Source organism: Mesorhizobium waimense (genome assembly GCF_003601975.1).
In the GTDB taxonomy this organism is placed as follows: Bacteria; Pseudomonadota; Alphaproteobacteria; order Rhizobiales; family Rhizobiaceae; genus Mesorhizobium; species Mesorhizobium waimense.
Genome location: NZ_QZWZ01000011.1, coordinates 172,626 through 194,447 on the forward strand (window position 1 = coordinate 172,626; position 21,822 = coordinate 194,447).

At 64.3% G+C, this 21,822-nt stretch carries 18 protein-coding genes; 8 read left to right on the plus strand and 10 right to left on the minus strand.

Features of this window, described 5'->3' with window-relative positions; genetic code table 11:
- Positions 1-16: 16 nt before the first annotated feature.
- Positions 17-1,348: an MATE family efflux transporter gene (locus tag D3227_RS16365; protein WP_120015127.1), complete on the plus strand. Its 1,332-nt coding sequence runs from the start codon at positions 17-19 to the stop codon at positions 1,346-1,348.
- Here the strand turns inward: D3227_RS16365 and D3227_RS16370 are convergent.
- Together D3227_RS16370 and D3227_RS16375 are read right to left on the minus strand one after the other, a co-directional pair.
- Positions 1,345-2,421: a quinone-dependent dihydroorotate dehydrogenase gene (locus tag D3227_RS16370; RefSeq protein ID WP_120015128.1), complete on the minus strand. Its 1,077-nt coding sequence runs from the start codon at positions 2,419-2,421 to the stop codon at positions 1,345-1,347. The two genes, D3227_RS16365 and D3227_RS16370, sit on opposite strands and share 4 nt — an antisense overlap.
- Positions 2,418-2,768: a DUF952 domain-containing protein gene (locus D3227_RS16375; protein ID WP_167480721.1), complete on the minus strand. Its 351-nt coding sequence runs from the start codon at positions 2,766-2,768 to the stop codon at positions 2,418-2,420. Before D3227_RS16375 ends, D3227_RS16370 begins: the two co-directional genes overlap by 4 nt.
- Before the next feature lie 104 nt (positions 2,769-2,872).
- On the opposite strand from D3227_RS16375, the gene D3227_RS16380 reads away from it, so the two are divergent.
- Together D3227_RS16380 and D3227_RS16385 are read left to right on the plus strand one after the other, a co-directional pair.
- Complete coding sequence (locus D3227_RS16380; protein WP_120015130.1) at positions 2,873-3,301, plus strand: hypothetical protein; 429 nt, start codon at positions 2,873-2,875, stop codon at positions 3,299-3,301.
- A 120-nt stretch (positions 3,302-3,421) separates the two neighbouring features.
- Entirely contained in the window at positions 3,422-4,081 is a 660-nt protein-coding gene (locus D3227_RS16385) for a response regulator transcription factor (protein ID WP_120015131.1), read from the plus strand.
- A gap of 19 nt (positions 4,082-4,100) precedes the next feature.
- Here the strand turns inward: D3227_RS16385 and D3227_RS16390 are convergent, their stop codons facing one another.
- The gene (locus D3227_RS16390) at positions 4,101-7,577 is read right to left on the minus strand and encodes a PAS domain-containing hybrid sensor histidine kinase/response regulator (protein WP_167480722.1); all 3,477 of its coding nucleotides are present in this window, start codon (positions 7,575-7,577) and stop codon (positions 4,101-4,103) included.
- Between the two features lie 235 nt (positions 7,578-7,812).
- Between D3227_RS16390 and mscL the strand changes: the two genes are divergently transcribed.
- Together mscL and D3227_RS16400 are read left to right on the plus strand one after the other, a co-directional pair.
- Positions 7,813-8,232, plus strand: a complete 420-nt coding sequence (gene mscL / locus D3227_RS16395) for a large conductance mechanosensitive channel protein MscL (protein WP_120015163.1) — start codon at positions 7,813-7,815, stop codon at positions 8,230-8,232.
- Between the two features lie 109 nt (positions 8,233-8,341).
- A complete protein-coding gene (locus D3227_RS16400; RefSeq protein ID WP_120015133.1) occupies positions 8,342-9,508 on the plus strand; it encodes a pyridoxal phosphate-dependent aminotransferase in 1,167 nt (388 codons plus the stop codon).
- Between the two features lie 148 nt (positions 9,509-9,656).
- On the opposite strand, the gene hemA is transcribed toward D3227_RS16400, so the two are convergent.
- The gene (gene hemA, locus D3227_RS16405) at positions 9,657-10,934 is read right to left on the minus strand and encodes a 5-aminolevulinate synthase (RefSeq protein ID WP_120015164.1); all 1,278 of its coding nucleotides are present in this window, start codon (positions 10,932-10,934) and stop codon (positions 9,657-9,659) included.
- A 278-nt stretch (positions 10,935-11,212) separates the two neighbouring features.
- On the opposite strand from hemA, the gene galE reads away from it, so the two are divergent.
- The 3 genes from galE (at position 11,213) to D3227_RS16420 (ending at position 15,399) form a co-directional block, all read left to right on the plus strand.
- Positions 11,213-12,208 carry a UDP-glucose 4-epimerase GalE gene (gene galE / locus D3227_RS16410; RefSeq protein WP_120015134.1) on the plus strand — a complete coding sequence of 332 codons (996 nt, stop codon included), beginning with the start codon at positions 11,213-11,215 and terminating at the stop codon, positions 12,206-12,208.
- Positions 12,209-12,318: 110 nt separating this feature from the next.
- Positions 12,319-13,569, plus strand: a complete 1,251-nt coding sequence (locus D3227_RS16415; protein WP_120015135.1) for a D-amino acid dehydrogenase — start codon at positions 12,319-12,321, stop codon at positions 13,567-13,569.
- A gap of 3 nt (positions 13,570-13,572) precedes the next feature.
- Complete coding sequence (locus D3227_RS16420; protein WP_120015136.1) at positions 13,573-15,399, plus strand: alanine racemase; 1,827 nt, start codon at positions 13,573-13,575, stop codon at positions 15,397-15,399.
- Here D3227_RS16420 and D3227_RS16425 read toward each other — a convergent pair whose 3' ends face one another.
- The 6 genes from D3227_RS16425 to rhaS form a co-directional block, all read right to left on the minus strand.
- Entirely contained in the window at positions 15,400-16,767 is a 1,368-nt protein-coding gene (locus tag D3227_RS16425; RefSeq protein WP_120015137.1) for an FGGY-family carbohydrate kinase, read from the minus strand.
- Positions 16,764-17,081, minus strand: a complete 318-nt coding sequence (rhaM, locus tag D3227_RS16430; RefSeq protein ID WP_120015138.1) for an L-rhamnose mutarotase — start codon at positions 17,079-17,081, stop codon at positions 16,764-16,766. The genes D3227_RS16425 and rhaM overlap by 4 nt, the downstream gene beginning before the upstream one ends.
- Positions 17,081-18,082: an ABC transporter permease gene (locus D3227_RS16435; protein ID WP_120015139.1), complete on the minus strand. Its 1,002-nt coding sequence runs from the start codon at positions 18,080-18,082 to the stop codon at positions 17,081-17,083. The genes rhaM and D3227_RS16435 overlap by 1 nt, the downstream gene beginning before the upstream one ends.
- Positions 18,079-19,056: an ABC transporter permease gene (locus D3227_RS16440; protein ID WP_120015140.1), complete on the minus strand. Its 978-nt coding sequence runs from the start codon at positions 19,054-19,056 to the stop codon at positions 18,079-18,081. Before D3227_RS16440 ends, D3227_RS16435 begins: the two co-directional genes overlap by 4 nt.
- On the minus strand, positions 19,053-20,612 hold the full coding sequence (locus D3227_RS16445) for a sugar ABC transporter ATP-binding protein (RefSeq protein WP_120015141.1): 1,560 nt from the start codon (positions 20,610-20,612) through the stop codon (positions 19,053-19,055). Before D3227_RS16445 ends, D3227_RS16440 begins: the two co-directional genes overlap by 4 nt.
- Positions 20,613-20,797: 185 nt before the next feature.
- Positions 20,798-21,793 (minus strand): rhamnose ABC transporter substrate-binding protein, encoded by a 996-nt coding sequence (gene rhaS / locus D3227_RS16450; protein WP_120015142.1) that lies wholly within the window; start codon positions 21,791-21,793, stop codon positions 20,798-20,800.
- Between the last annotated feature and the right edge of the window lie 29 nt (positions 21,794-21,822).

The window sequence follows — 21,822 nt, forward strand, 5'->3', positions numbered from 1 at the left end:
GCAAGGCAGCAATCCTTTGGATGCGACCCAAGCCAACGCCAGAGCCTTCGTCGTCACCAACCGCTCGGTGCTCGCCATCGCGGTGCCGATGACACTTGCCTATTTGACGACGCCGTTGCTCGGCATCGTCGATACCGCGGTGATCGGGCAGTTCGGTGACGCAGCCCTGCTCGGCGGCCTGGCGGCAGGCGCGCTGGTCTTCGACGTCGTCTTCACCACCTTCAATTTCCTGCGCTCCGGCACCACCGGCCTCGTCGCCCAGGCTTTTGGACGCGGCGACGATCTGGAGGAGCAGGCGGTATTTTGGCGCGCTGTGCTGATCGCGGTCGTCGCCGGCATCGCATTTGCAGCACTTGCGCCATTGATCGCCATTGCCGGGCAAAAGTTCATGGGCGCAGAACCGCGCGTCAGCGAGGCAATGGCCGTCTACATCCGCATCAGATTGCTCGCAGCACCGTTCTCGCTGATCAACTACGCCATTCTGGGTTACGTGCTCGGGCGCGGCGAAGGCGGGCTGGGATTGATGCTGCAGGCGGTGCTGAATGGCATCAACATCGTTCTCTGCATCCTGCTCGGACTGGAACTCGGCTGGGGCGTCACAGGTGTCGCATGGGCGACCGTCACCGGCGAGTTCCTTGCCATGCTGCTTGGGCTGACCATCGTCGTCAGGCGGTTCCGGGCCGCGCCCCGGCTGCCCCGCCATCGCATCCTCGACATGACGGCCTTCCGGCACATGCTGTCGCTCAACCGCGACATCATGATCCGCTCGTTCTCGCTGCTCGCCGCCTTCGCGCTGTTTACCCGCCAGGGTGCGCAGTTCGGCACGGTGACGCTGGCCGCCAACGCCGTGCTGATGAACTTCTTCCTCATCGCCGGCTACTTCCTCGACGGTTTCGCCACTGCCGCCGAACAGCTTGCGGGACGGGCCATCGGCGCGCGCGCCGCCGCGCCTTTCCACCGGGCGGTGCGGCTGACCCTGTTTTGGGGTTTTGGGCTGGCGGGAGCGGCGACGCTTGTCCTGCTCACCGGCGGCGCCGGTCTGGTCGCCCTGGTCACCACGTCGCAGGATGTTCGCACCGTCGCCGATAGCTACCTGCCCTGGGCTGCCTTCACCGCGCTCAGCGGCGTGCTGGCCTTCCAGATGGACGGTGTCTTCATCGGCGCCACCTGGTCGCGCGACATGCGCAACATGATGCTGCTGTCGTTTCTCGCCTTCAGCGCCGCGCTGTTCACGCTCGCGCCCACCTTCGGCAACAACGGCCTGTGGGCGTCGCTGCACGTCTTCCTGCTGGTGCGCGGCTTCAGCCTGCTGGCGATTTTGCGGCTGCGCGTGCGAACCGCCTTTTAGAGCGGCTTCGACGCCCATTTGTCGAGGCTGATGTCGCGCAACGCCCGGATCGATGTGAGCCGTTCTCTGTCGGCAACACGGACCATGCCGGAAAGAATGCGGCCGGGCAGCGCTGGCCCGGCATAGATCATGCTGGTGTAGAGCTGGACGAGATCGGCGCCGGCGCGGATCTTCTCCAGTGCCGTCTCGGCCGAATCGACGCCGCCGACGCCGATGATGGTGCGGTCCGGCCCGAGCAGTTTGCGCATCTTCGCCAGCACGATGGTCGAGCGCTCGAACAGCGGCTTTCCCGAAAGCCCGCCGGCCTCGCCGGCGACACTGGCGCTGCGCAGCGCCGGCCGTGAAATGGTGGTGTTGGAGACGATGACGCCGTCCAGCCGCTTTTCGGTGACCTCGGCTGCGATGTCCTCCAGCTCGGCCTCGACAAGGTCCGGCGCGATCTTGAGGAAGATGGGCGGCTGCGCTGTGGCCGCCCTACGCGCGGCTATGACCCGAGACAAAAGTTCACCGAGTTGCTCGCGCGCCTGCATGTTGCGCAGGCCCGGCGTGTTCGGCGAGGAGATGTTGACCGTCAGATAGCTGGCGTATTGGGCAAACCGGGCCACGCCGCGTTCGTAGTCGCCGATGCGGTCGGCGCTGTCCTTGTTGGCGCCTATGTTGACGCCGACGATGCCACCACGGCCCTTGCGCGCGGCAAGGCGCTTTTCGGCGGCCTCATGGCCCTCATTGTTGAAGCCCAGCCGGTTGATCACCGCTTCATCCGCCGTCAGCCTGAAGATACGCGGCTTGGGGTTGCCCGCCTGCGGCAGCGGCGTCACGGTACCGACCTCGGCGAAGCCGAAGCCGAGGCCAAGCAGCGCGTCCGGCACCTCAGCATTCTTGTCGTAGCCCGCGGCCATGCCGAGCGGATTCGGGAAATCGATCCCGCAAACACTGACTTTCAGTCGTTTATCTCGCGGCGGCCGTCCGGCTACCGGCAGGCCGCATCTCAGCGCGGCGATCGACAGCCCGTGGGCTGCTTCCGGATCGAACGTGAACAGCAGCTTCTGGCCGATCCGGTCGAGCACGCTCATTTGGCCTCCAGCGCCGGGAATTGGTGCAGGCCGTCGGTGCCGAGCGGCAGCGGACGGACCCAGATTACCGCCTCGAGATCCAGCGGGGCGTAGAGGTGCGGGAACAGCGCACCACCGCGCGACACCTCGTATTTCAGCGCGTCGCCGAGCCGGCTGCCGTCGATTGCGATCAGCAGCAGGTCGGCCTGGCCGGCGAAGTGCCTGGCCGCCGTCTCCCGCACCTGACCGGCGGTAGAGAAATGGATGAAGCCGTCGGCGACGTCGATCGCAGCACCTGTGAAGCGGCCGTTTTTCTCGGCCTCGCGCCACAGGGCTTCGGGCGCGATCTTGTAGATAATCTGAGACATGGCTGCGCTATAGTCCGAACCGATCATGCGGGGAAGGGCAACTCTTCCCCATTTACGGCGCAAACCTGTGATAAGGTGCGCATACTGGCTCGTGGAGGTTGAACATGCGTCTGCAGTACATACTGATCCCCGCCGCACTGGTATCGCTGATCGCGGCGTCGGCCTGGTCCGAGGAGACCGACCGCTACAAACTGGAAAAATCCACCAATGGCTATGTCCGCATGGATACGCAGACCGGCGCCATGTCGATCTGCGAGGAGCGCGCCGGCCAACTGGTGTGCAAGATGGCGGCCGACGAACGCGCCGCCTTCCAGGACGAGGTCGACCGCCTGCAGACTTCGATGAAGGCCATGGACGAGCGCGTCACCAGGCTTGAGAACTCGCTGTCCGCCCGCCTCGAATCCAAGCTGCCCAGCGAAGAGGATTTCAACAAGACGATGAGCTATATGGAGCGCTTCCTGCGTGGCTTCATGGGCATCGTCAAGGATATGGAAAAGGACGACGGCGCCCAGCTCAACTCGCAGAAGACCTGAGCTGCGCCTGTGGAAAAATGCGTGTCAGGCCTTTGCCGCTTGAAAACAGGGCGCATCGCCGCATAATCGTTCCGGTCCCGTAAAAGCAGTCAATCATCAGCGGGATTTGGGGAGGACCATTTGCCGTCGGGCTACACGTTCGTCATCGCCGACGACCATCCGCTTTTCCGCGGCGCCCTGAAAGAGGCGCTTGCCGGCATTGGCGATGTCGCCGCCATTCACGAAGCCGGCGATTTCGAGAGCGCCAAGGCGCTGGTCGTGGCCAATGAAGATGTCGACATGGTGCTGCTCGACCTGTCGATGCCAGGCGCCAGCGGCCTGTCCGGCCTGATCTCGCTGCGCGGCGTTCACCCGGCGGTGCCGCTGGTGGTGGTGTCGGCGCATGACGACCCGGTGACGATCCGGCGCGCCCTCGACCTCGGCGCCTCGGGCTTCATCTCCAAGTCGGCCAGCATGGAGGAGATCCGCGGCGCCGTGCAGTCGGTGTTGGCCGGCGACATAGCGGCGCCTATCGGCATCGATCTCGGTGTCGAACGCGATCCCGAGATTTCGGACCTGATCAAGCGCCTGCAGGCGCTGACGCCGCAGCAGACGCGCGTGCTCGGCATGCTGGCGGAAGGACTGTTGAACAAGCAGATCGCCTACGAACTCGGCGTCTCCGAGGCCACGATCAAGGCGCATGTCTCGGCCATCCTGCAGAAGCTCGGCGTCGACAGCCGCACCCAGGCGGTTATCCAACTGGCCAAGATCGGCGCCGATCCGTTGCAGGCTACAGGCTGACCCTTGGATACGGGTCGAATTATTCGGCCGCTGAGGCCAGCGGCCCGACCCTGGCCATCATCGAACGCAGCACAGCCGGTTTTAGCGGCTTGTTAATCACCGGCACATCAAGCCCGCCGGCAGCAGTGCGGACCTCTCTGGAGCGGTCGGCCGTGACCAGGACGGCCGGTAAATCATGGCCGTGAATCGACCGCAACGTCTCGATGGCATCCAGTCCGGTGCCGCCGTCGAGATGATAGTCCGCAAGCACGATATCCGGCCGACCCATGCCGGATGCCGCCTCGACACCCGTGACGGTGTCGACGCTGCAGCCCCAGCCCTCGAGCAGCAGCCGCATCCCGTCGAGGATGCGGGCGTCGTTGTCGATGCAGAGAACACGCAGTCCAGCCAGCGAGTTTGTCGCGCGCACCGGCGTCTTCGCCTCGATCTCGCGCCGGGGCGCCTCGGCCGCCACCACCGGCAGGATCACGGAAAAGTGCGTGCCCTTGCCCGGGTTGGAAAATATCCGGATTTCGAGCCTCAGCACGCGAGCGATACGGTCGACGATGGAGAGGCCGAGGCCGAGGCCTTCGGCTTCGCGCGCGCCTTCGTCGAGCCGGGTGAATTCGTGGAACACCGTGTTCAGCTTGTCGCCGGCGATGCCGATGCCGGTGTCGATCACCTGGATTTCGGCCAGTTCCCCGCGCCGCCGCACGCCGACCAGGATGCGCCCGTGGCGGGTGTATTTGATGGCGTTGGAGATGAGGTTCTGGATCAGCCGGCGCAAAAGGTTGCGGTCGGTCATCACGCAGAGCGACGACGGCATAATGGTCAGCTCAAGCTTCTTTTCGGCGGCGAGCGGCCGGAAATCGTTGCCGATCTGGCGGAGCAGCCCGTCCAGGCTGAAGGCGGTGTCGTCCGGCTTCATTGCACCTGCATCAAGGCGGGAAATGTCGAGCACCGCGCCCAGAATGGTCTCGACCGATTCCAGTGAGGATTCGATGTTGACCGCCGCCCTGCCTGCCGGGCCCTTGCCGGCCTTTTCGATCAGCGACGAGCAATAGAGCCGGGCGGCATTCAGCGGCTGCAGGATGTCATGGCCGGCGGCGGCGAGGAAGCGCGTCTTGCCGAGATTGGCCTCCTCGGCCAGCATCTGCGCCTGCGCCAGCTCCTCATTGACGCGGGTCAGTTCGATGGTGCGCGTCTTGACCCGCTGCTCCAGCGATTCATTGGCTCGCTTCAGCGCCAGATCCTGTTCGACGCGCCCGGAGATGTCGGCATAGGTGGCGACGATGCCGCCGTCCGGCATCGGGTTGGAACGCAGCTCAAGGATGCGGCCACTGGTCTTCAACTCCATCTGCCACGGGCTGACGAAGCTGGTCAGGCGGTTCAGCATCGCCACCCGCTGGTCGGACGGAATGTCGCCGCGCTGCGCGAGGTGATGCAGGATGCGGTCGAGCGAGACGCCGACTTGGCCCATCTCGTCGGGCAGGTCGAACAGCGCCCGGTACTGGCGATTCCAGCAGATCAGGCGGAAATCCCGGTCGAAGACGGTAATGCCCTGTTCCATCTGGTCGAGCGCGATCTGCAGCAGGTCGCGGTTGTGCTGCAGCGCCTCGGTGGCGTCGTCGAGCAGGCGGAAGGTATCCTTGGATTCGCGGTCGTTGCGCCGGAACAACAGCGACAGGATCAGCCGCGCCGAGGAGGAACCGACGGCGCTCGCCAGCAATTGCTCGGAAAAGCGGATGACGTCCATGCTCGCCTGCTCGTTGCCTAGCAGCGTGGTGCCGTTGGTCTTTTCGAACGACTGGAAGGAGCGCTCGGTGCGCTCGACGCCGAGATAGCGCGAGATCGTGTCCTTGAGGTCATTGACGGTGATGGCGGTGCGGAAGCGGCGCAGGCTGGGCATCGGGCCGGCCTCGCGCGGCACGAAGATCGCCGCCTGGATGCGTTCCAGCGGCACCGATGCGCGCGACAGCGAACCCAGGACAAAGAACACCGCGTTGATCGACAGGCTCCACAGGACGCCATGGTTCAACGGTTCGGCGACGGTGCCGAACAGCGCCTGCGGCCGTAGCGCCTCGAAGCCGAACAGGCCGTGGACGATGATGTCGGCATCCGGCGCGGCGAGCGAGGGCAAAAGCAGCGTGTAGCCCCAGCAGAGGATGCCGGCGACCATGCCAAGTGCTGCACCCCTGCCATTGGCTCCGCGCCAGATCAGCCCGCCGATCAGCGCCGGCGCGAACTGGGCGATGGCCGCGAACGACATCAGGCCGATGGAGGAGAGCCGCGCATTGTTGGTGCTCTCGCGATAGTAGAGGAAGGCGATGAACAGCATGACGAAGATTGCGCCGCGCCGCACATTGAGGATCAGCGACGACCAGTCTTCGCTTTCGGACGTCGTGGTCTTGAGCAGGCGGCGCACGAACAGCGGGATGACAAGGTCGTTGGAAATCATGATCGACAGCGCAACGCTTTCGACGATGACCATAGCCGTCGCCGCCGACAGACCGCCGATGAAGGCGGCCATGGCCAGCACATCATGGCCGCTGAACAGAGGCAGCGCCAGCACATAGAGGTCGCTGCTCGTCCTGGTCCCGACCAGCGACAGGCCGGCAAAGGCGATAGGCAGCACGAATAGGTTGATCGCGACAAGGTAGAGCGGAAACACCCAGGTCGCGGTGCGAAGTTCAGCCTCGCCGCGGTTCTCGACGATGGTGACGTAGAACTGGCGCGGCAGCATGATGATGGCAAAGCCGCTGAGGCCGGTCAGCACCAGCCAGGTGGCCAAGGAGGTGTTATAGCCCATCGCCTGCCGCACCTCGCCATTCTCAGCGAGCTTGTCGAACATGTCGCCCGGTCCGCCGAAGATCAGGAAGGTGACCATCAGGCCGATCGCCAGGAAGGCGGCGAGCTTGACCACGGTTTCCACCGCCACCGCCAGCACCAGCCCATCCTGATGCTCGGTGGCGTCGGCATGGCGGGTGCCGAACAGCACAGCAAACAGCGCCAAAAGCATGGCGACGACCAGCGAGATGTCGCTGACGAAGGGATCGAAGGAAGGCGGCGATCCCGTGTAGTGCTCGACCATCAGGCTGACCGAGCCGGAGATCGCCTTCAATTGCAGCGCGATGTAGGGCACCGCGCCGATCGTCGCGATCAGCGTGGCGATCGCCGCGACGGTGAAGCTCTTGCCGTAGCGGGCGCCGAGGAAGTCGGCGATCGAGGTGATCTTCTCGGTCTTGGCCAGCCTGACGATGCGGTTGAGCAGCGGAAAGCCGAACACGAACACCAGCACCGGGCCGGTATAGATGCCGAGGAATTCGAGGCCGCGTTCGGAGGACAGGCCGACCGAGCCGAAGAAGGTCCAGGAGGTGCAGTAGATGGCGAGGCTGAGCGCATAGATGAACGGACGGGCGCGGTCCGGCCCTGCCGAGCGCCGGTCGCCAAGGCTGGCGATGACGAACAGCAGCGTCACATAGGCGATGGCGATGATGACGATGAACCAGCCCTGCACGGTCCGAAATTCCTCCCGGCACAGACGCAATCACAGCTTGGAGGTCGAGTCCATCGCGGCTTTCGGCGCATGGCTATCAGGTCTGTCGGACATTTGGCCGCTGACTCAGGGGAAGGAGAAAGCAGCTGCTTTCGCGCTTTGCTTCTGTTGCAACCAAGGGTTTTTGTTATGGTGGGCGTGGGCCGGCGCCGAAGGGATGGTGGAGGCGGCGCGCGGCCATGGCAAGGAGGGTCGAATGCTGAAAGAATTCCAGGAATTCATTTCAAAGGGCAATGTCATGGACTTGGCCGTCGGTGTCATCATCGGCGCCGCCTTCGGCAAGATCGTTGATTCCCTTGTCAACGACATCATCATGCCTTTCATCGGCGCACTCGGCGGTGTCGATTTTTCGAACTACTTCTTCGCCCTGTCGTCCAACGTGCATTCAACCAACCTTGTCGATGCGCGCAAGGAAGGCGCGGTGTTCGCCTACGGGAATTTCATCACCGTGGCGCTGAACTTCATCATCCTCGCTTTCATCATCTTCCTGATGGTCAAGGCGGTGAACAATATGCGCAGGCGGCTAGAGAAAGAGAAGCCGGCAGCACCCGCCGCTCCACCGCCCGCCGATGTCGCTTTGCTCACCGAAATTCGCGATCTGCTCGCCAGGAAATAGGCGACTGCAGATTCTTGGACCAAGACCCCGGCCGCTCGCGGCCGGGGTTTTCTGTTTTCGCTTCTGGTAAAACGCGCTAGCACTCGCTGGCATCAAAACGGACTTATCCATGACCCTGATCCAGACCCTGCGCGCCGAAGCCCGCGCCGCGCCCGAAAGCGGCATCGTCGCCGTCGTCAAACACGGCCGCCTGCGCGACGGCCTGATCCCGCTCTGGGCCGGCGAGGGCGATCTGCCGACGCCTGCCTTCATCAGCGACGCCGCTGCCCGCGGACTGGCCGCCGGCGAGACCTTCTACACCTGGCAGAAGGGCATTCCGGAGCTCAGGCAGGCGCTCGCCCGCTACTACGACAGGCATTTCGGCAAAAGCTTCGGCGAGGAAGAATTCATCGTCACCGCCTCCGGCATGCATGCCATCCAACTGGCCATCGACGCCGTCGCCGGCAGTGGCGATGAGGTCATCTATCTGTCGCCGGCCTGGCCGAACTTCGCCGCCGCCGCTGGTGTCGCCGGCGCCGTTCCGGTGGCGGTCACGCTCGACCAGTCCGGCAATGGCTGGTCCTGCGATGTAGACAAGATCGCAGCCGCGATCACGCCAAGGACCAAGGCGCTGTTCGTCAACACGCCGTCCAACCCGACCGGCTGGACCGCCGACCGGGAGACGCTGCAGGCGATCCTCGACCTCGCCCGCGAAAGAGGCATCTGGATCATCGCCGACGAGATTTATGCGTTGTTCCACTACGGCCACGGCCGTGCGCCGTCCTTCCTCGACATCGCGACGGCGGAAGACCGCATCCTGTTCGTCAACAGTTTTTCCAAGAACTGGGCGATGACCGGCTGGCGCGTCGGCTGGATCAAGACCCATCCCGCATTGCAGCAGGTGTTCGAGAACCTGATCCAGTATTCGACCTCGGGCGTAGCCCAGTTCATGCAGCGCGGCGCCGTCGCGGCGCTCGACGAGGGTGATACCTTTATAGTTGAGCAGGTGGAGCGGGCGCACGCGGCGCGCGATCTGGTCTGCGGCATCCTTGGCGAAACCGGCAAGGCGCGCTTCACCGTGCCGCAAGGCGCGTTCTACCTGTTCTTCACGGTCGACGGCATCACCGATTCCCGAACCGCCGCTTTCGACATCGTCGACCAGGCCAATGTCGGCCTGGCGCCCGGCACCGCATTCGGCCCCGGCGGCGAAGCCTTCCTCAGGTTATGTTTCCACCGCCGCCTCGACCAACTCGAGGAAGCCGCGCACCGGCTGGCGAAATGGATGAAGACCGTTTGATCCGCCCTGAAGCCGGATTGAAACTCGCTTCGGCGAGTCAGCTGGCGTGGCTTTCGACAACCGGAGCGCAGCGGACATTCAAGTCCGTGAGCACCGGGAGCGGAGAAAGCTGCGGCAGATGGCCGTCGGAGTAGGGTTTCAAACGGCTTCAGCCGCCTGACTTCGGCACCAGCAACGGTATAATCCGGTCGCTCTTGGCGACCGCAGGCCGGCCGGCCGCGCCATAGGGGATGCCGAGCGCATCCCAGGTCTCGACCAGTGCGTCCTGCAGTTCAGCGATCAATTGATCGGAGTGGAACGGCGTCGGCGTGATGCGCAGCCGCTCGGTGCCGCGTGGCACGGTCGGATAGTTGATCGGCTGGATATAGATGCCGTGTACGCCGAGCAGGCGGTCGCTGGCCATCTTGCAGAGCTCGGGATCGCCGACCAGCAACGGCACGATATGGGTCGGCGAGTCCATCACCGGCAGGCCGGCGGCGCCGAGGATCTCCTTGGTCCGCGACGCCTGGCGCTGCTGCGCGTCGCGCTCGGCCTGCGAGCGCTTGAGATGGCGGATCGAGGTGGTTGCGGCCGCGGCGATCGCCGGCGGCAGCGCCGTGGTGAAGATGAAGCCCGGCGCATAGGAGCGCACGGCGTCGATGACAGCACTTGTGCCGGTGATATAGCCGCCGAGCGTGCCGAATGCCTTGGCTAAAGTGCCTTCGATGATGTCGATGCGATCGGCCAGCCCCTCGCGCTCGGTGATGCCGCCGCCGCGCGGTCCGTACATGCCGACGGCATGCACCTCGTCGATATAGGTCATGGCGTTGTAGCGCTCGGCGAGTTCGACGATCTGCTTGATCGGCGCGATGTCGCCATCCATCGAATAGACGCTTTCGAAGACGATCAGCTTGGCGCGCTCGCGGCCGGCCGCCTGCAACAGGCTTTCGAGATGCGCGACGTCATTGTGGCGGAAGATCTTCTTTTCGGCGCCCGAGCGCCGCACGCCTTCGATCATCGAGGCGTGGTTCAGCTCGTCCGAGATGATCAGGCAATTGGGCAGCAGCCGCGCGATGGTCGAGATCGAGGCCTCGTTGGAGACGAAGCCCGAGGTGAAGACCAACGCCGCTTCCTTGTCGTGCAGGTCGGCCAGTTCCAGTTCCAGTTCGACCAGCGGGTTGCTGGTGCCGGAGATGTTGCGGGTGCCGCCGGCGCCCGAGCCCATCTTGCCGGCCGCGTTCTGAAAGGAGGCGATGACGTCCGGATGCTGGCCCATGCCGAGATAGTCGTTGGAGCACCAGACGGTGATTTCCTGGGCGCGGCCGTTGGAACGCCAGATGGCGCGCGGGAATTTGCCCACGATGCGCTCGAGGTCGGCGAAAACGCGATAGCGCCGCTCGGCATGGAGCTGGTCGATCGCTTCCTCGAAGAACCGCTGGTAGTTCATGTCGACTTCCCAAGTTTTGCGCGGGATCATAATCATTGCCCCCTTTGGCGTCCACCGGACCTTTTTGGTCAAAATGCCACGCCCCGAACCTGTTCCTAACGACCACGGTTCGTGGCCTATTCCCTTGATGTGGATCAATTTTGTTTCGGTATCATGCCACGGGCCGGAGCGACTGTTACCGATTTAACATTGAGGGTTTTAATGGCCTTGCGGCAGGCTTTCCAGTAAGGCGCTTGTTGAGACAGTTTCCGATAAATCAGAAGGTGCGAGGATTCGGGATGACGGTTTTGGTAACGGGCGGTGCCGGCTATATCGGCAGCCACATGGTCTGGGAGCTTTTGGATGCGGGCGAGAGCGTGGTCGTGCTCGACCGGCTTTCGACCGGCTTCGAATGGGCGGTGGCGCCCGAGGCGAAGCTCGTCGTCGGCGATGTCGCCGACAAGGAGCTGGTCGGTTCGATCATAAGAGACAACCATGTCGACGCCATCATCCATTTCGCCGGCTCGATCGTGGTGCCCGAATCGGTCGCCGATCCGCTCGGCTATTACGAGAACAACACCTGCAAGACACGCACGCTGATCGAGACCGCGGTGCGCGAAGGCGTGCCCAATTTCATCTTTTCCTCGACCGCCGCCGTCTATGGCGGCGCCGGGCTGGAGCCGGTGCGCGAGGATGCCCGCCTGGCGCCGGTATCGCCCTACGGCCTGTCCAAGCTGATGAGCGAATGGATGCTGCGCGATGCGGCGATCGCGCATGGGCTGCGCTATACGGCGCTGCGCTACTTCAACGTCGCCGGCGCCGACCCCAAGGGCCGTACCGGCCAGTCGACGCCGGGCGCCACGCATCTGATCAAGGTCGCCTGCGAGACGGCGCTCGGCAGGCGGCCCTTCATGCAGGTGTTCGGCACCGACTATTCCACCCCGGATGGTACCTGCATGCGCGATTACATCCATGTCAGCGATCTGGCGGCGGCGCATCGCCTGGCGCTGCAGCGGCTGCGCGAAGGGGGTGCCAGCCTCGTCGCCAATTGCGGCTACAGCCATGGCTATTCGGTGCTCGAAGTCATCGACAGCGTGCGCCGCGCCTTTGGCCATGATTTCGAGGTGAAGATGGGGGACCGTCGGCCAGGCGACGCCGCCGCCATAGTCGCCAATTCGGAGCTTGCGCGTGCGGAACTCGGTTGGACGCCGCAGCGCGACGACCTCGACCTGATCGTCGCCGATGCGCTCGCCTGGGAGCGCATCCTGAGCAGCAAGAACTCGGCGCGCGGCTGAAGTCCGCCGGCCCTTCACCAATGGGCTCGTCCCGCGCTCGCTAAAGCGCTATTGAAGGGCTTCGCGGCAGAGCGTGGAGGCGCTTTGGCCGTTGAGACTTGGGGGGCGGCATGAAAATACTGGTGCTTGGTGCGGGTGTGGTTGGCACGGCAGCCGCCTACTATCTGGCCAGCGACGGCCACGAGGTGACGGTGATCGAACGCCATCCGGCGCCGGCGCGCGGCACCAGCCAGTCGAATGCCGGTCTGGTGTCGCCGGGCGACGCCACGGCCTGGGCCTCGCCCGCGGCGCTGAAAACGTTCCTGCGCGCGCTCTACAACCACGATCTCGGCATCAAGGTGCGGCTGCGCTTCGATCCGTATTTCCTGGCGTGGAGCATGCGTTTCCTGCGCCAGTGCACGGTATCGCGCCTGCGTGCCAACAGTCAGGTCAAATTGCGCCTGGCGCTCTACTCCCGCGACTGCATCAACGCGCTCTCGGCCGAGACCGGCATCCACTATGACGAGCGCAAGAAGGGCATCCTCTATTTCTTCCGCTCGCAGCACAGCCTCGATACCGGCACCGACAATTATCGCTTCCTCGCCAAACATGGCCTGCCGATCGAGATCGTCGGCCGCGACCGCCTGATCGAGCTCGAGCCCGGCCTTGCCGATGCGAAGGACAAGATTGCTGGCGGTGTCTATTCGCCGATCGACCAGACCGGCGATTCCCGGCAATTCGTCGAAAGACTCGCCGCCCACGCCGCCGAAAAGCTCGGCGTGAAGTTTCTCTACGGCACGACGGTCGAGGGTCTCGACGTCGAAGGCGGCCATGTGCGTGCGGTGATGACGTCGGCGGGGCCGGTCGCCGGCGATGCGGTCGTCATCTCGATGGGGCCGGAAAGCGGCCTGCTTGGCCGCCGCTACGGCATCGACCTGCCGGTCTATCCAGTGAAGGGCTACACCGCGACCATTCCCCTGGAGGACGAGAGCAAGGGGCCGACCATGGGCGGCGCCGACGAGGACCAGCTGATCGGCTACTCCCGGCTCGGCAACCGGCTGCGGCTTGCCTCCACGGCCGAATTCACCGGCTTCGACCGCACGTTTCGTCCCAGAGACTTCGCCGCCATGTTCAGGACCGGCAAGGAGCTTTTCCCAGGCGCCTTCGACGAGAAAAAGGCCGAACTCTGGGCGGGTCTCAGGCCGATGATGCCGAATTCGGTGCCGGTCATCGGTCAGGCACGCTACACGAACCTCTATCTCGACACCGGTCACGGCCATGTCGGCTGGACCATGGCCTGCGGCTCCGGCAAATTCCTTGCCGACATCGTCGCCGGCCGCAAGCCGGAGATCGACCCGCAAGGGCTGGTCTACAGGAACTGAGCGATGTCGGGTCCGCAAGTCGCCATCGATCTCGGCCGCATCGAGCGCAATGCCCGCACCATCGTCGAGCGCTGCGCGCTCTCCGGCATCAAGGTCTTTGGCGTCACCAAGGGCACCTGCGGCATGCCGCAGGTGGCGCGCGCCATGCTGCGCGGCGGTGTTTCCGGCATTGCCGAATCGCGCTTTGAGAACATCCGCCGGCTGCGCGACAGCGGCATCAATGCGCCGATCATGCTGCTGCGCAGCCCGCCGGTCGCCCGCGTCGAGGAGGTGGTGCGCAGCGTCGACATCAGCCTGCAATCCGAACTCACCATCATCCGCGAGATAGCGCGCATCGCCGAGCGCATGGGCCGTGTTCACGACATCATGCTGATGATCGATCTCGGTGATCTCAGAGAAGGCATCTGGCCGAACGACCTGGTGCCCACGGTCGAACAGATCCTGGAAATGAAGGGCGTGCGCATCGCCGGCATCGGCACCAATCTCGGCTGTTTCGGCGCCATCATGCCGACGGAAGAGAATCTCGGCCAACTCGTCGCCCACGCCTACAAGACCGAGCGCCTGTCCGGCAAAAGCCTCGACTGGATCTCGGGCGGCGCTTCGTCGTCGCTGCCGCTGCTGCTTGAGGGACGGCTGCCCGCCGGCATCAACAATCTCAGGGTCGGCGAGGCGATCCTGCAAGGCGGCGTCGAAACCTTCCGCGACACACCCTGGGACGAACTCGAACCCGATGCCTGCCGCCTGACCAGCGACATCATCGAGGTCAAGCTGAAGCCGTCGCGGCCGATCGGCCAGTCCGGCTATGATGCCTTCGGCAACCAGCCGGTCTTCCCCGATGTGGGCGACAGGCTGCGCGCCATCGCCAATATCGGCCGCGAGGACGTGCTGGTCGAGGGGCTGGTGCCGATCACCAAGGGCATGCGCGTGCTCGGCGCCTCCAGCGATCATCTGCTGCTCGACGTGGCCGATGCCGATCCGCCGCCCGCCGTCGGCGACCGCGTCGCCTTCCACATGAGCTACGGCGCCATGCTGATGGCGATGACTTCAGAATATGTCGAAAAGGCCCCGATGCACGACGTCGAGGACTATTCCGGCCGCAAGATGGTGTCGATCTCGGCCGAGCCGGCGGCGGCCGGCATCCTGGCACGCGAGGCGACCGGCGCCCGGCTGGAGGCGATGAATTTCGACGTCGTCGAGCTCGCCGATGTCGAGCGGCCTCCGTCCGGCCTGATCCGGCTGACCGTCGGCGCCGATCGTCGGATCGCCCACAAGGCCTTGGCGGCGACCGCGCGGGCGACACACTCTTTCGGCCTGATCTGGATCGATTCCATCGCCGCACTGATGCCGGAGGATGAAGAGGGCATCGACCTGCCGGAGGTCTCCGTGCTGGCGCGGACGCTCGGCCTTGACCACAAGCCGGGCGCCATGCAGCCGCAGCTGTCGCCGGAAAACGTCGTCATCGTCGGCCTGCGCCATGCCGATCCGGCCGAGGCGCGGGTGCTGAACGATTCGCGCGTTTCCGCCTTCACCATGACCGACGTCGACGCCATGGGCATGCGCGACGTGATGCGCGAGGCCATCCACATCGCCTCCTCCGGCACGCAAGGTTTTCACGTTAGTTATGCGCCTGCTGTCACCGAATTCACTGGCTGGGCGGCAGGTTCCGGCGGCATCACCGTGCGCGAGACGCATCAGGCGATGGAGACGATCGCGCTCTCCGGCGGGTTGCTGTCGATGGATGTTTCCGGGCTGACAGCCGAACTGGAGCCGAGGCTGGCGACGGAAACGATCAACTTCGTCATGTCGGCCTTCGGCAAGCGGATACTCTGATCAGCTAGCATCGACTGCTGTGCGCCACGAGCGCGCATAGTCGGCCCAGGCTGGATCGGCCGGTGGCTCGGTCTTTTCGCCCTTGTTCCCCGCGGCCGCACGATCCGTCGCTAAAAGAGCGGCGCCGATGCTGGTGCCGGTTGCCGCTTCCGAGGCAATGACGGGTCGCGCCGTCGAGGCGGCGAGCATGCGGGTGAAAAGCCGGTTGCGGGCGAAGGGTCCCTCGACGATCGCGGGACCATCGCCGCCGATTAGGCCCAGACAAGTCGCCGTCATCAGCGCCAGATAGAAGGACACGGCGACGAAGCGTTGGCCTTCGGCGATGTCCTCAGCCGCGAGCCATTGCGCGGCGTGATGCGGAAAGGGCCCCGAGCCTTGCTGGGTCGAGGGCAGTAGCAATGTCTTGCGTGCCAGCACGGCGGCGACATCGGCGTCGCTCCAGTCCTGCGGCTTGCCGTCGGTCAGAAGCGAAAACTCGCGTCCGCCCATGAAGCGCGCCGAAGGCACGGGATCGCCGAGCGCGTTGACATTGACCAGCGTGTCGCGCCCCGCATCGAGCGTCACCTTGTTGCCGCCGACCGCCATCGACACCACCCAGGTGCCGGTCGAGACGACCGAGAAGGGTGGCCGATCGGCGATGAGATGCGGCAGCAGCGAGGCATTGGAATCGTGCAGTCCGCAAAACACCGGCGTTTGCGGGTCAAGTCCGGTCTGCCGGGCGAGTGCCGGCAGGATTGGTCCCAAACGGTCCTTCGCCGGCCGCACCGGCGCCATCAGCCGGCGCCAGTCCATCCGGTCGACCAGCGACGAGAAATCGGCCTTCCACGGGTGCCACAGGTCGGTGTGGCAGCCGAGCGATGTCACCTCGTTGGCGGCAACGCCGGTCAGCCGCAAGGCCCAGTACTGCGGGTACATGAGGATCGCGGCGGCTCGGGCGAATTCGCCCGCAAAGCGCTTCTGCTGCCAGAACAGCTGCGCTCCAATGTTGAGGCCGGCCGGCAGGCGCGGCGTCCCTGTTTCGGCAAAGGGCGGACGGATCGCGTCATAGTCGCCGGCAAGCGCGTCCGGTCCGGCGAATTCATAGTCGAGCACCGGCAGCGCCAGGCCGCCGGTAGCATCGACCAGCACCGCCGTCGCACCATGGGTGGTGATCGATATTGCGTCGATGCGCTGCTCGCGATGGATCGCGGCAAGGCTGTCGAGGATGAAGGTCCACAGGGTTTCGACATCGTGGTGCGGGTAGGGGCCGTCGGTGGCAGCCGCATTGGCGACGCGGCGTAGGGTGGTCTCGCGCATGGTCGCGAGATCGACCAGCGCCACCTTGGCGTTGGTCTTGCCGATATCGATGACGGCGACGTGGCGGATCATGCCATATGGAACATGGTTTCCAGCGGCACCGCCACCGGCTCGTTGTCGGCCTTGGTTTCCATGACATCGGCCATATGCGCCCACCAGCGCTGCATCACCGGATGCCCGGGCAGGTCGGCCATGCCGTGGCCGTCCTGCCGCCACAGCACACCGAACAGGATGTTGGTCTCCTCGTCGAGATGGATCGAATAGTCGGACACCCCGGCCTGTTTCAGCAGCGCGACCAGCGACGGCCAGATCTCGTCATGGCGCCGTTTGTACTCGGCCTTCATGCCGGGGTTGAGCTTCATCTTGAAGGCGTATTTCTCGGGCATCAGGCGAAGCGCCCCCCGCGCAGCCGTCGCCAGACGATCGGCAGCGCAATCACGATGATCAGCAGCAGACCGATGAAGATCGACATGACGATGCCCGGCACGTTGAGCAGGCCTAGGCCGAAGGTCACCAGCCCCATGATGAAGGCGGCAAGCACGACGCCCAAAATGCTGCCGGCGCCGCCGAGGATGCTGACGCCACCGAGCACCACCATGGTGATGGCCTCCAGCTCGTAGCCCTGCGCAATCGACGGCCGGGTCGAGCCAAGCCGCGAGGTTATCAGCACTGCGGCGATGCCCGACATCAGCCCGGTCAGGCAGAACAGGATGAACTTGATACGGTCGACGCGGACGCCGGAAAACTGCGCCGCCACCGGATTGTTGCCGATGGCGAAGACCCGCCGGCCAAAGCTCGTCCGGTGCAGCACGAACCAGTAGATGACGGCGGCCACGAGGAACAGTGTCAGCTCGAACGACACCACCCACCAGACATAGCCCTGGCCGAAAAAGGCGAAGCTCGCCGGATAGCCCTTGTAGGCCCGGTCGCCGAGCACGATAAAGGCGATGCCGCGAAACAGGCTCATCGTGCCGATGGTGACGACGATGGACGGCAGGCCGAGCTTGGTGACGAGCAGCCCGTTGAAGGCGCCGCAGCCGAGCCCGACGGCGATGCCGATCAGGACAAGCACCGGCGCGCCGGCGCCGGCCTGCACCGCCATGCCCATCATGGTCGAGGCGAGCGCGATGATGGCGGCCACCGACAGGTCGATCTCGCCCGAAATGATCAGCAGCGCCATGGCCAGCGCGATCAGCGCTTTTTCGGTGAAGTTGAAGGTCAGGTCCGACAGCGACCACGGATCGAGGAAATAGGGCGAGGCAAAACTGTTGACGGCAAAGATCGCGACCGCGACGACGATCAGCAGCGCCTCCCACGAGAAGATCGCTGAAGAGAGCGGCTTGTCGAGCCGGTCCGGGATATGGCGCGGGGCAGGGGTATCGGTCATGCCGCTTCCGCCTTTCTGAGGATGATGCGGCCCTGCCGGCGCTCGCCGCGCGCATTGAGCACCACGGCCAGGATGATGGCGCTGCCCGAGATCGCCATCTGCCAGAAGGGCGAGATGTTGATGACCGGCAGCGCGTTGGAGATGATGCCGAGGAACAGCGCGCCGAGCACCGCGCCGCCGACCGAGCCGATGCCGCCGGCAATCGAGATGCCGCCGATGACGCAGGCGGCGATGATGTTGAGCTCATAGCCGTTGGCAACCTCGACCGAGGCGATGACGTAACGCGAGATCCACAGATAGCCGGCGAGCCCGCCGACCATGCCGGAGATGCAAAAGACGATGAACTTGGTGCGGCCGACATCGATGCCGGCATAGACCGACGCGGTCGGATTGACGCCGATGGCATAGATCGAGCGGCCGAGCGCCGTGCGCGTCATCACCAGGAAGAACAGCGCGATGACCAGAAGCGCGATCCACGACAGCACAGGAATGCCGAGAAAGGCCGTGCGCTGAAAATTGATGAAATCGGCGCTCATCTGGTCGGCATTGACCCAGGCACCGCCGGAGATGACGAAGGTGGCGCCGCGATAGATTGTGAGCGTGCCGAGCGTCACCACGATGGATGGGATATTCAGCCGCCACACCAGCAGGCCGTTGATCGCGCCGAGCACCAGGCCGACGAGGAGTGCGATGACAATCAGCAGCGGGATCGGGATTGCCGGATGCGCGGCGTTCAGCATCGCCACGACCATACCGGTGAAGCAGAGGTTGGAGGCCATCGACAGGTCGATCGAGCGGGTCAGGATCACCACCATCTGGCCGAGCGCCAGGATCATCAGGATCGAGGTGTCGTTGAACACCTGGCGCAGATTGGCCGGGTTGGCAAAGCCCGGGAAGCGCGTCGAGATCAGCCCGATCAGCACTGCGATGGCCGCAAGCAGCCAGACTTCGCGATATTTGACGACGTTTTTCATGCCGCGATCCCCGCCGCCGTCCTGACCAGCGTCTCGGCGTCGAGCCCTTTGTTGTCATGCACCGCCGCGATGCGGCCTTCGCGCATGACGACGACACGGTCGGACATGCCGAGGATTTCGGGCAGTTCCGACGACACCATGATCACCGACAGGCCCTGCGCCACCAGTTCGGCCATGAAGCCATGCACGGCGGCCTTGGAGCCGATATCGATGCCCTTGGTAGGCTCGTCGAGGATGATCACCTTGGGCGCCGTTGCCAGCCATTTGGCGATGACGATCTTCTGCTGGTTGCCGCCGGAAAGCGTGCCGACATCCTGGCTGAGCGAGGAGGCACGCAAGTCCAGCCGCTCGGTATAGGAGCGCGCCAGCGCGAACTCCTCCGCCAGGCGAAGCATGCCGGATTTGGACGTGCGCTTGAGCGAGGGCAGCGAGACATTCTGGAAGATCGGCAGGCCGATCACCACGCCCTGCTTGCCGCGCTCCTCCGGCACATAGACGATGCCGGCCTCGATCGAGTCAGCCGCCGACTTCGGCGCGATTGTCTTTCCCTCGAGCGTGATCGTGCCCTTGCTGGTGCGCGTGATGCCCGATATCGCCTGCATCACCTCGCTGCGGCCGGCGCCGACAAGGCCGTAGAAGCCCAATATCTCGCCCTTGCGCAACTCGAAGCCGATGTCGTCGAACTCGGTCGGATGCGACAGGCCGGCGACCGACAGCACCGGCGCGCCAATGTTGGCTTGGCGCTGCGGAAAAATGTGGTCGACGTTGCGGCCGACCATCATGCGCACGATCTGGCCCTGGTCGGCGTCCTTGAGCAGGCCTGCGCCGACCATCTCACCATCGCGGAACACGGTGTATCGATCGGCGATGCGGTAGATCTCGTCGAACTTGTGGCTGATGAACAGGACCGCCTTGCCCTCGCTCTTGAGGAATTCGATGAGCAGAAAAAGCTCCTCGATCTCCTTCATCGAAAGTGCCGCCGTCGGCTCGTCCATAATGACGATGCGCGCATCGATCGACATGGCGCGGGCCACGGCGACCAGATGCTTGTTGGCGATGCCGAGATCCTTCAGCCGCGCGTCGGCATCGATATGGCCGGCGCGCATCGTGTCGAGAACCTCGCGGGCGTTCTTGCGCATCGTGCGCCAGTCGATGGTGCCGAAGCGGGTGCGCGGCGCATGGCCTAGAAAGATGTTTTCGGCGACCGACAGGTCGTCGAACAGCACTGTTTCCTGGTGGATGGCGGTGATGCCATGGCCGAAGGCGGCGTGCGCACTGTGCAAGGCAACGGCCGCGCCGTCGATGCTGATGGTGCCGGCGTCTGGCTGGTAGATGCCGGTCATGATCTTGACCAGCGTCGACTTGCCGGCGCCATTCTCGCCGATAAGCGCCGTCACTTGCCCGGGATAGAGCGACAGGCTGACATCATGCAGCGCGCGTACGCCAGGAAAACTCTTGGAGATGCCTGAAAGCGTCAGGCGCGGGGCGGAGGGCTCGGACGGGTCCGAGGGCTCGGGCCGTTCCGTCTCCATTTTGTGTTGGGCTGTCGTGTCCATATCCGTATCAGGCCCTGAAGCTAAAGCAATTCCAGGAAAAGTGCGAAGCGGTTTTCCGTCCGGAATTGCGTAAAAACAAATACTTAGAGCGGGTCGGCGCTTCTATCAAAAGCTGAACCGCTCTAGGTTCGTTGGAGATGCGGCGGGACGTGAGCCCCGCCGCATCTCCTTGAAGGGCGCCAGGATCAATAGATCTTGGAGAACTTCTCGATGTTGGTCTTGTCGAACTGGAAGGGCGGAGCCATCGCAGCCGAGTTGGTGTCGTCGAGCGTCACCTTGCCGACGCGGCCGATCGACAGCGTCGCACCAGGCTTGGCCTCTTCCTTCTTCACCGCCAGATCATGGGCGAGATAGATGGCCGAGTAGCCGAGATCGATCGGGTTCCACAGCGCGACCGCCTGGCTGGAGCCGTTGTCGATGAACTTCTTGAACTCGGAAGGCAGCGCGAGACCGGTGACATTGACCTTGCCGATGAGGCCCTCGTCCGTCACCACCTGGGCGGCGGCAACGACGCCGACCGTGGTCGGGGCGATGATCGCCTTGAGGTTCGGGTAGGACTTCAGCAGGCCCTTGGCTTCGTCGGTGCTCTTGGCCGAGTCGTCATCGCCATAGACGGTGGCGACGAGGTTGATCTTGGGAAACTTCTCCGGCAGGATTTTCTTGGCCGCTTCGATCCAGGCATTCTGGTTGGTCGCGGTGGAGGAGGCCGAGAGAATCGCGACGTCGCCGCCTTCCGGCAGATAGTCGGCGGCGAGCTTGATGATGGTCTCGCCGATCAGGCCGGTGTCGGACGGGTTGAGGTGAAGCTGGCGGCCTTCGGGAGCGACGCCCGAATCCCACGAGATCACGGTGATGCCGCGTTCCATCGCCTTCTTCAGCGCCGGCACCAGCGCGTCGGCATCGTTGGCCGAAATCGCGATTGCATTGACCTTCTGGGCGATCAGCGAATTGACCACTTCGATCTGCGCTTCGGCGGTTGCCTTGGTCGGTCCGGTATAGATGACCTCGACATCGCCCAGCTCCTTGGCCGCCTCTTCGGCACCCTTGTTGGCGGCGTCGAAGAAGCCGTTGCCGAGCGACTTCACCACCAGCGCGATCTTGACGTTTTCAGCATAGGCGGCATTCACGAACATGGCGGCGGAAAAGACCGCCGTAACCATCAATTTCTTCAGAAAGCTCATCGAATATCCTCCCTTGAGCGTTGCATTCC

Excerpts from the sequence above, each read along its gene's own strand:
- D3227_RS16375 (WP_167480721.1), bottom strand. The coding sequence starts at position 2,768 with ATGTCTCAGATTATCTACAAGATCGCGCCCGAAGCCCTGTGGCGCGAG.
- mscL (WP_120015163.1), top strand. The coding sequence starts at position 7,813 with ATGCTGAAAGAATTCCAGGAATTCATTTCAAAGGGCAATGTCATGGAC.
- galE (WP_120015134.1), top strand. The coding sequence starts at position 11,213 with ATGACGGTTTTGGTAACGGGCGGTGCCGGCTATATCGGCAGCCACATG.
- D3227_RS16435 (WP_120015139.1), bottom strand. The coding sequence starts at position 18,082 with ATGACCGATACCCCTGCCCCGCGCCATATCCCGGACCGGCTCGACAAG.
- D3227_RS16400 (WP_120015133.1), top strand. The coding sequence starts at position 8,342 with ATGACCCTGATCCAGACCCTGCGCGCCGAAGCCCGCGCCGCGCCCGAA.
- hemA (WP_120015164.1), bottom strand. The coding sequence starts at position 10,934 with ATGAACTACCAGCGGTTCTTCGAGGAAGCGATCGACCAGCTCCATGCC.
- D3227_RS16415 (WP_120015135.1), top strand. The coding sequence starts at position 12,319 with ATGAAAATACTGGTGCTTGGTGCGGGTGTGGTTGGCACGGCAGCCGCC.
- D3227_RS16440 (WP_120015140.1), bottom strand. The coding sequence starts at position 19,056 with ATGAAAAACGTCGTCAAATATCGCGAAGTCTGGCTGCTTGCGGCCATC.
- rhaM (WP_120015138.1), bottom strand. The coding sequence starts at position 17,081 with ATGCCCGAGAAATACGCCTTCAAGATGAAGCTCAACCCCGGCATGAAG.
- rhaS (WP_120015142.1), bottom strand. The coding sequence starts at position 21,793 with ATGAGCTTTCTGAAGAAATTGATGGTTACGGCGGTCTTTTCCGCCGCC.
- D3227_RS16420 (WP_120015136.1), top strand. The coding sequence starts at position 13,573 with ATGTCGGGTCCGCAAGTCGCCATCGATCTCGGCCGCATCGAGCGCAAT.
- D3227_RS16380 (WP_120015130.1), top strand. The coding sequence starts at position 2,873 with ATGCGTCTGCAGTACATACTGATCCCCGCCGCACTGGTATCGCTGATC.
- D3227_RS16445 (WP_120015141.1), bottom strand. The coding sequence starts at position 20,612 with ATGGACACGACAGCCCAACACAAAATGGAGACGGAACGGCCCGAGCCC.
- D3227_RS16370 (WP_120015128.1), bottom strand. The coding sequence starts at position 2,421 with ATGAGCGTGCTCGACCGGATCGGCCAGAAGCTGCTGTTCACGTTCGAT.
- D3227_RS16425 (WP_120015137.1), bottom strand. The coding sequence starts at position 16,767 with ATGATCCGCCACGTCGCCGTCATCGATATCGGCAAGACCAACGCCAAG.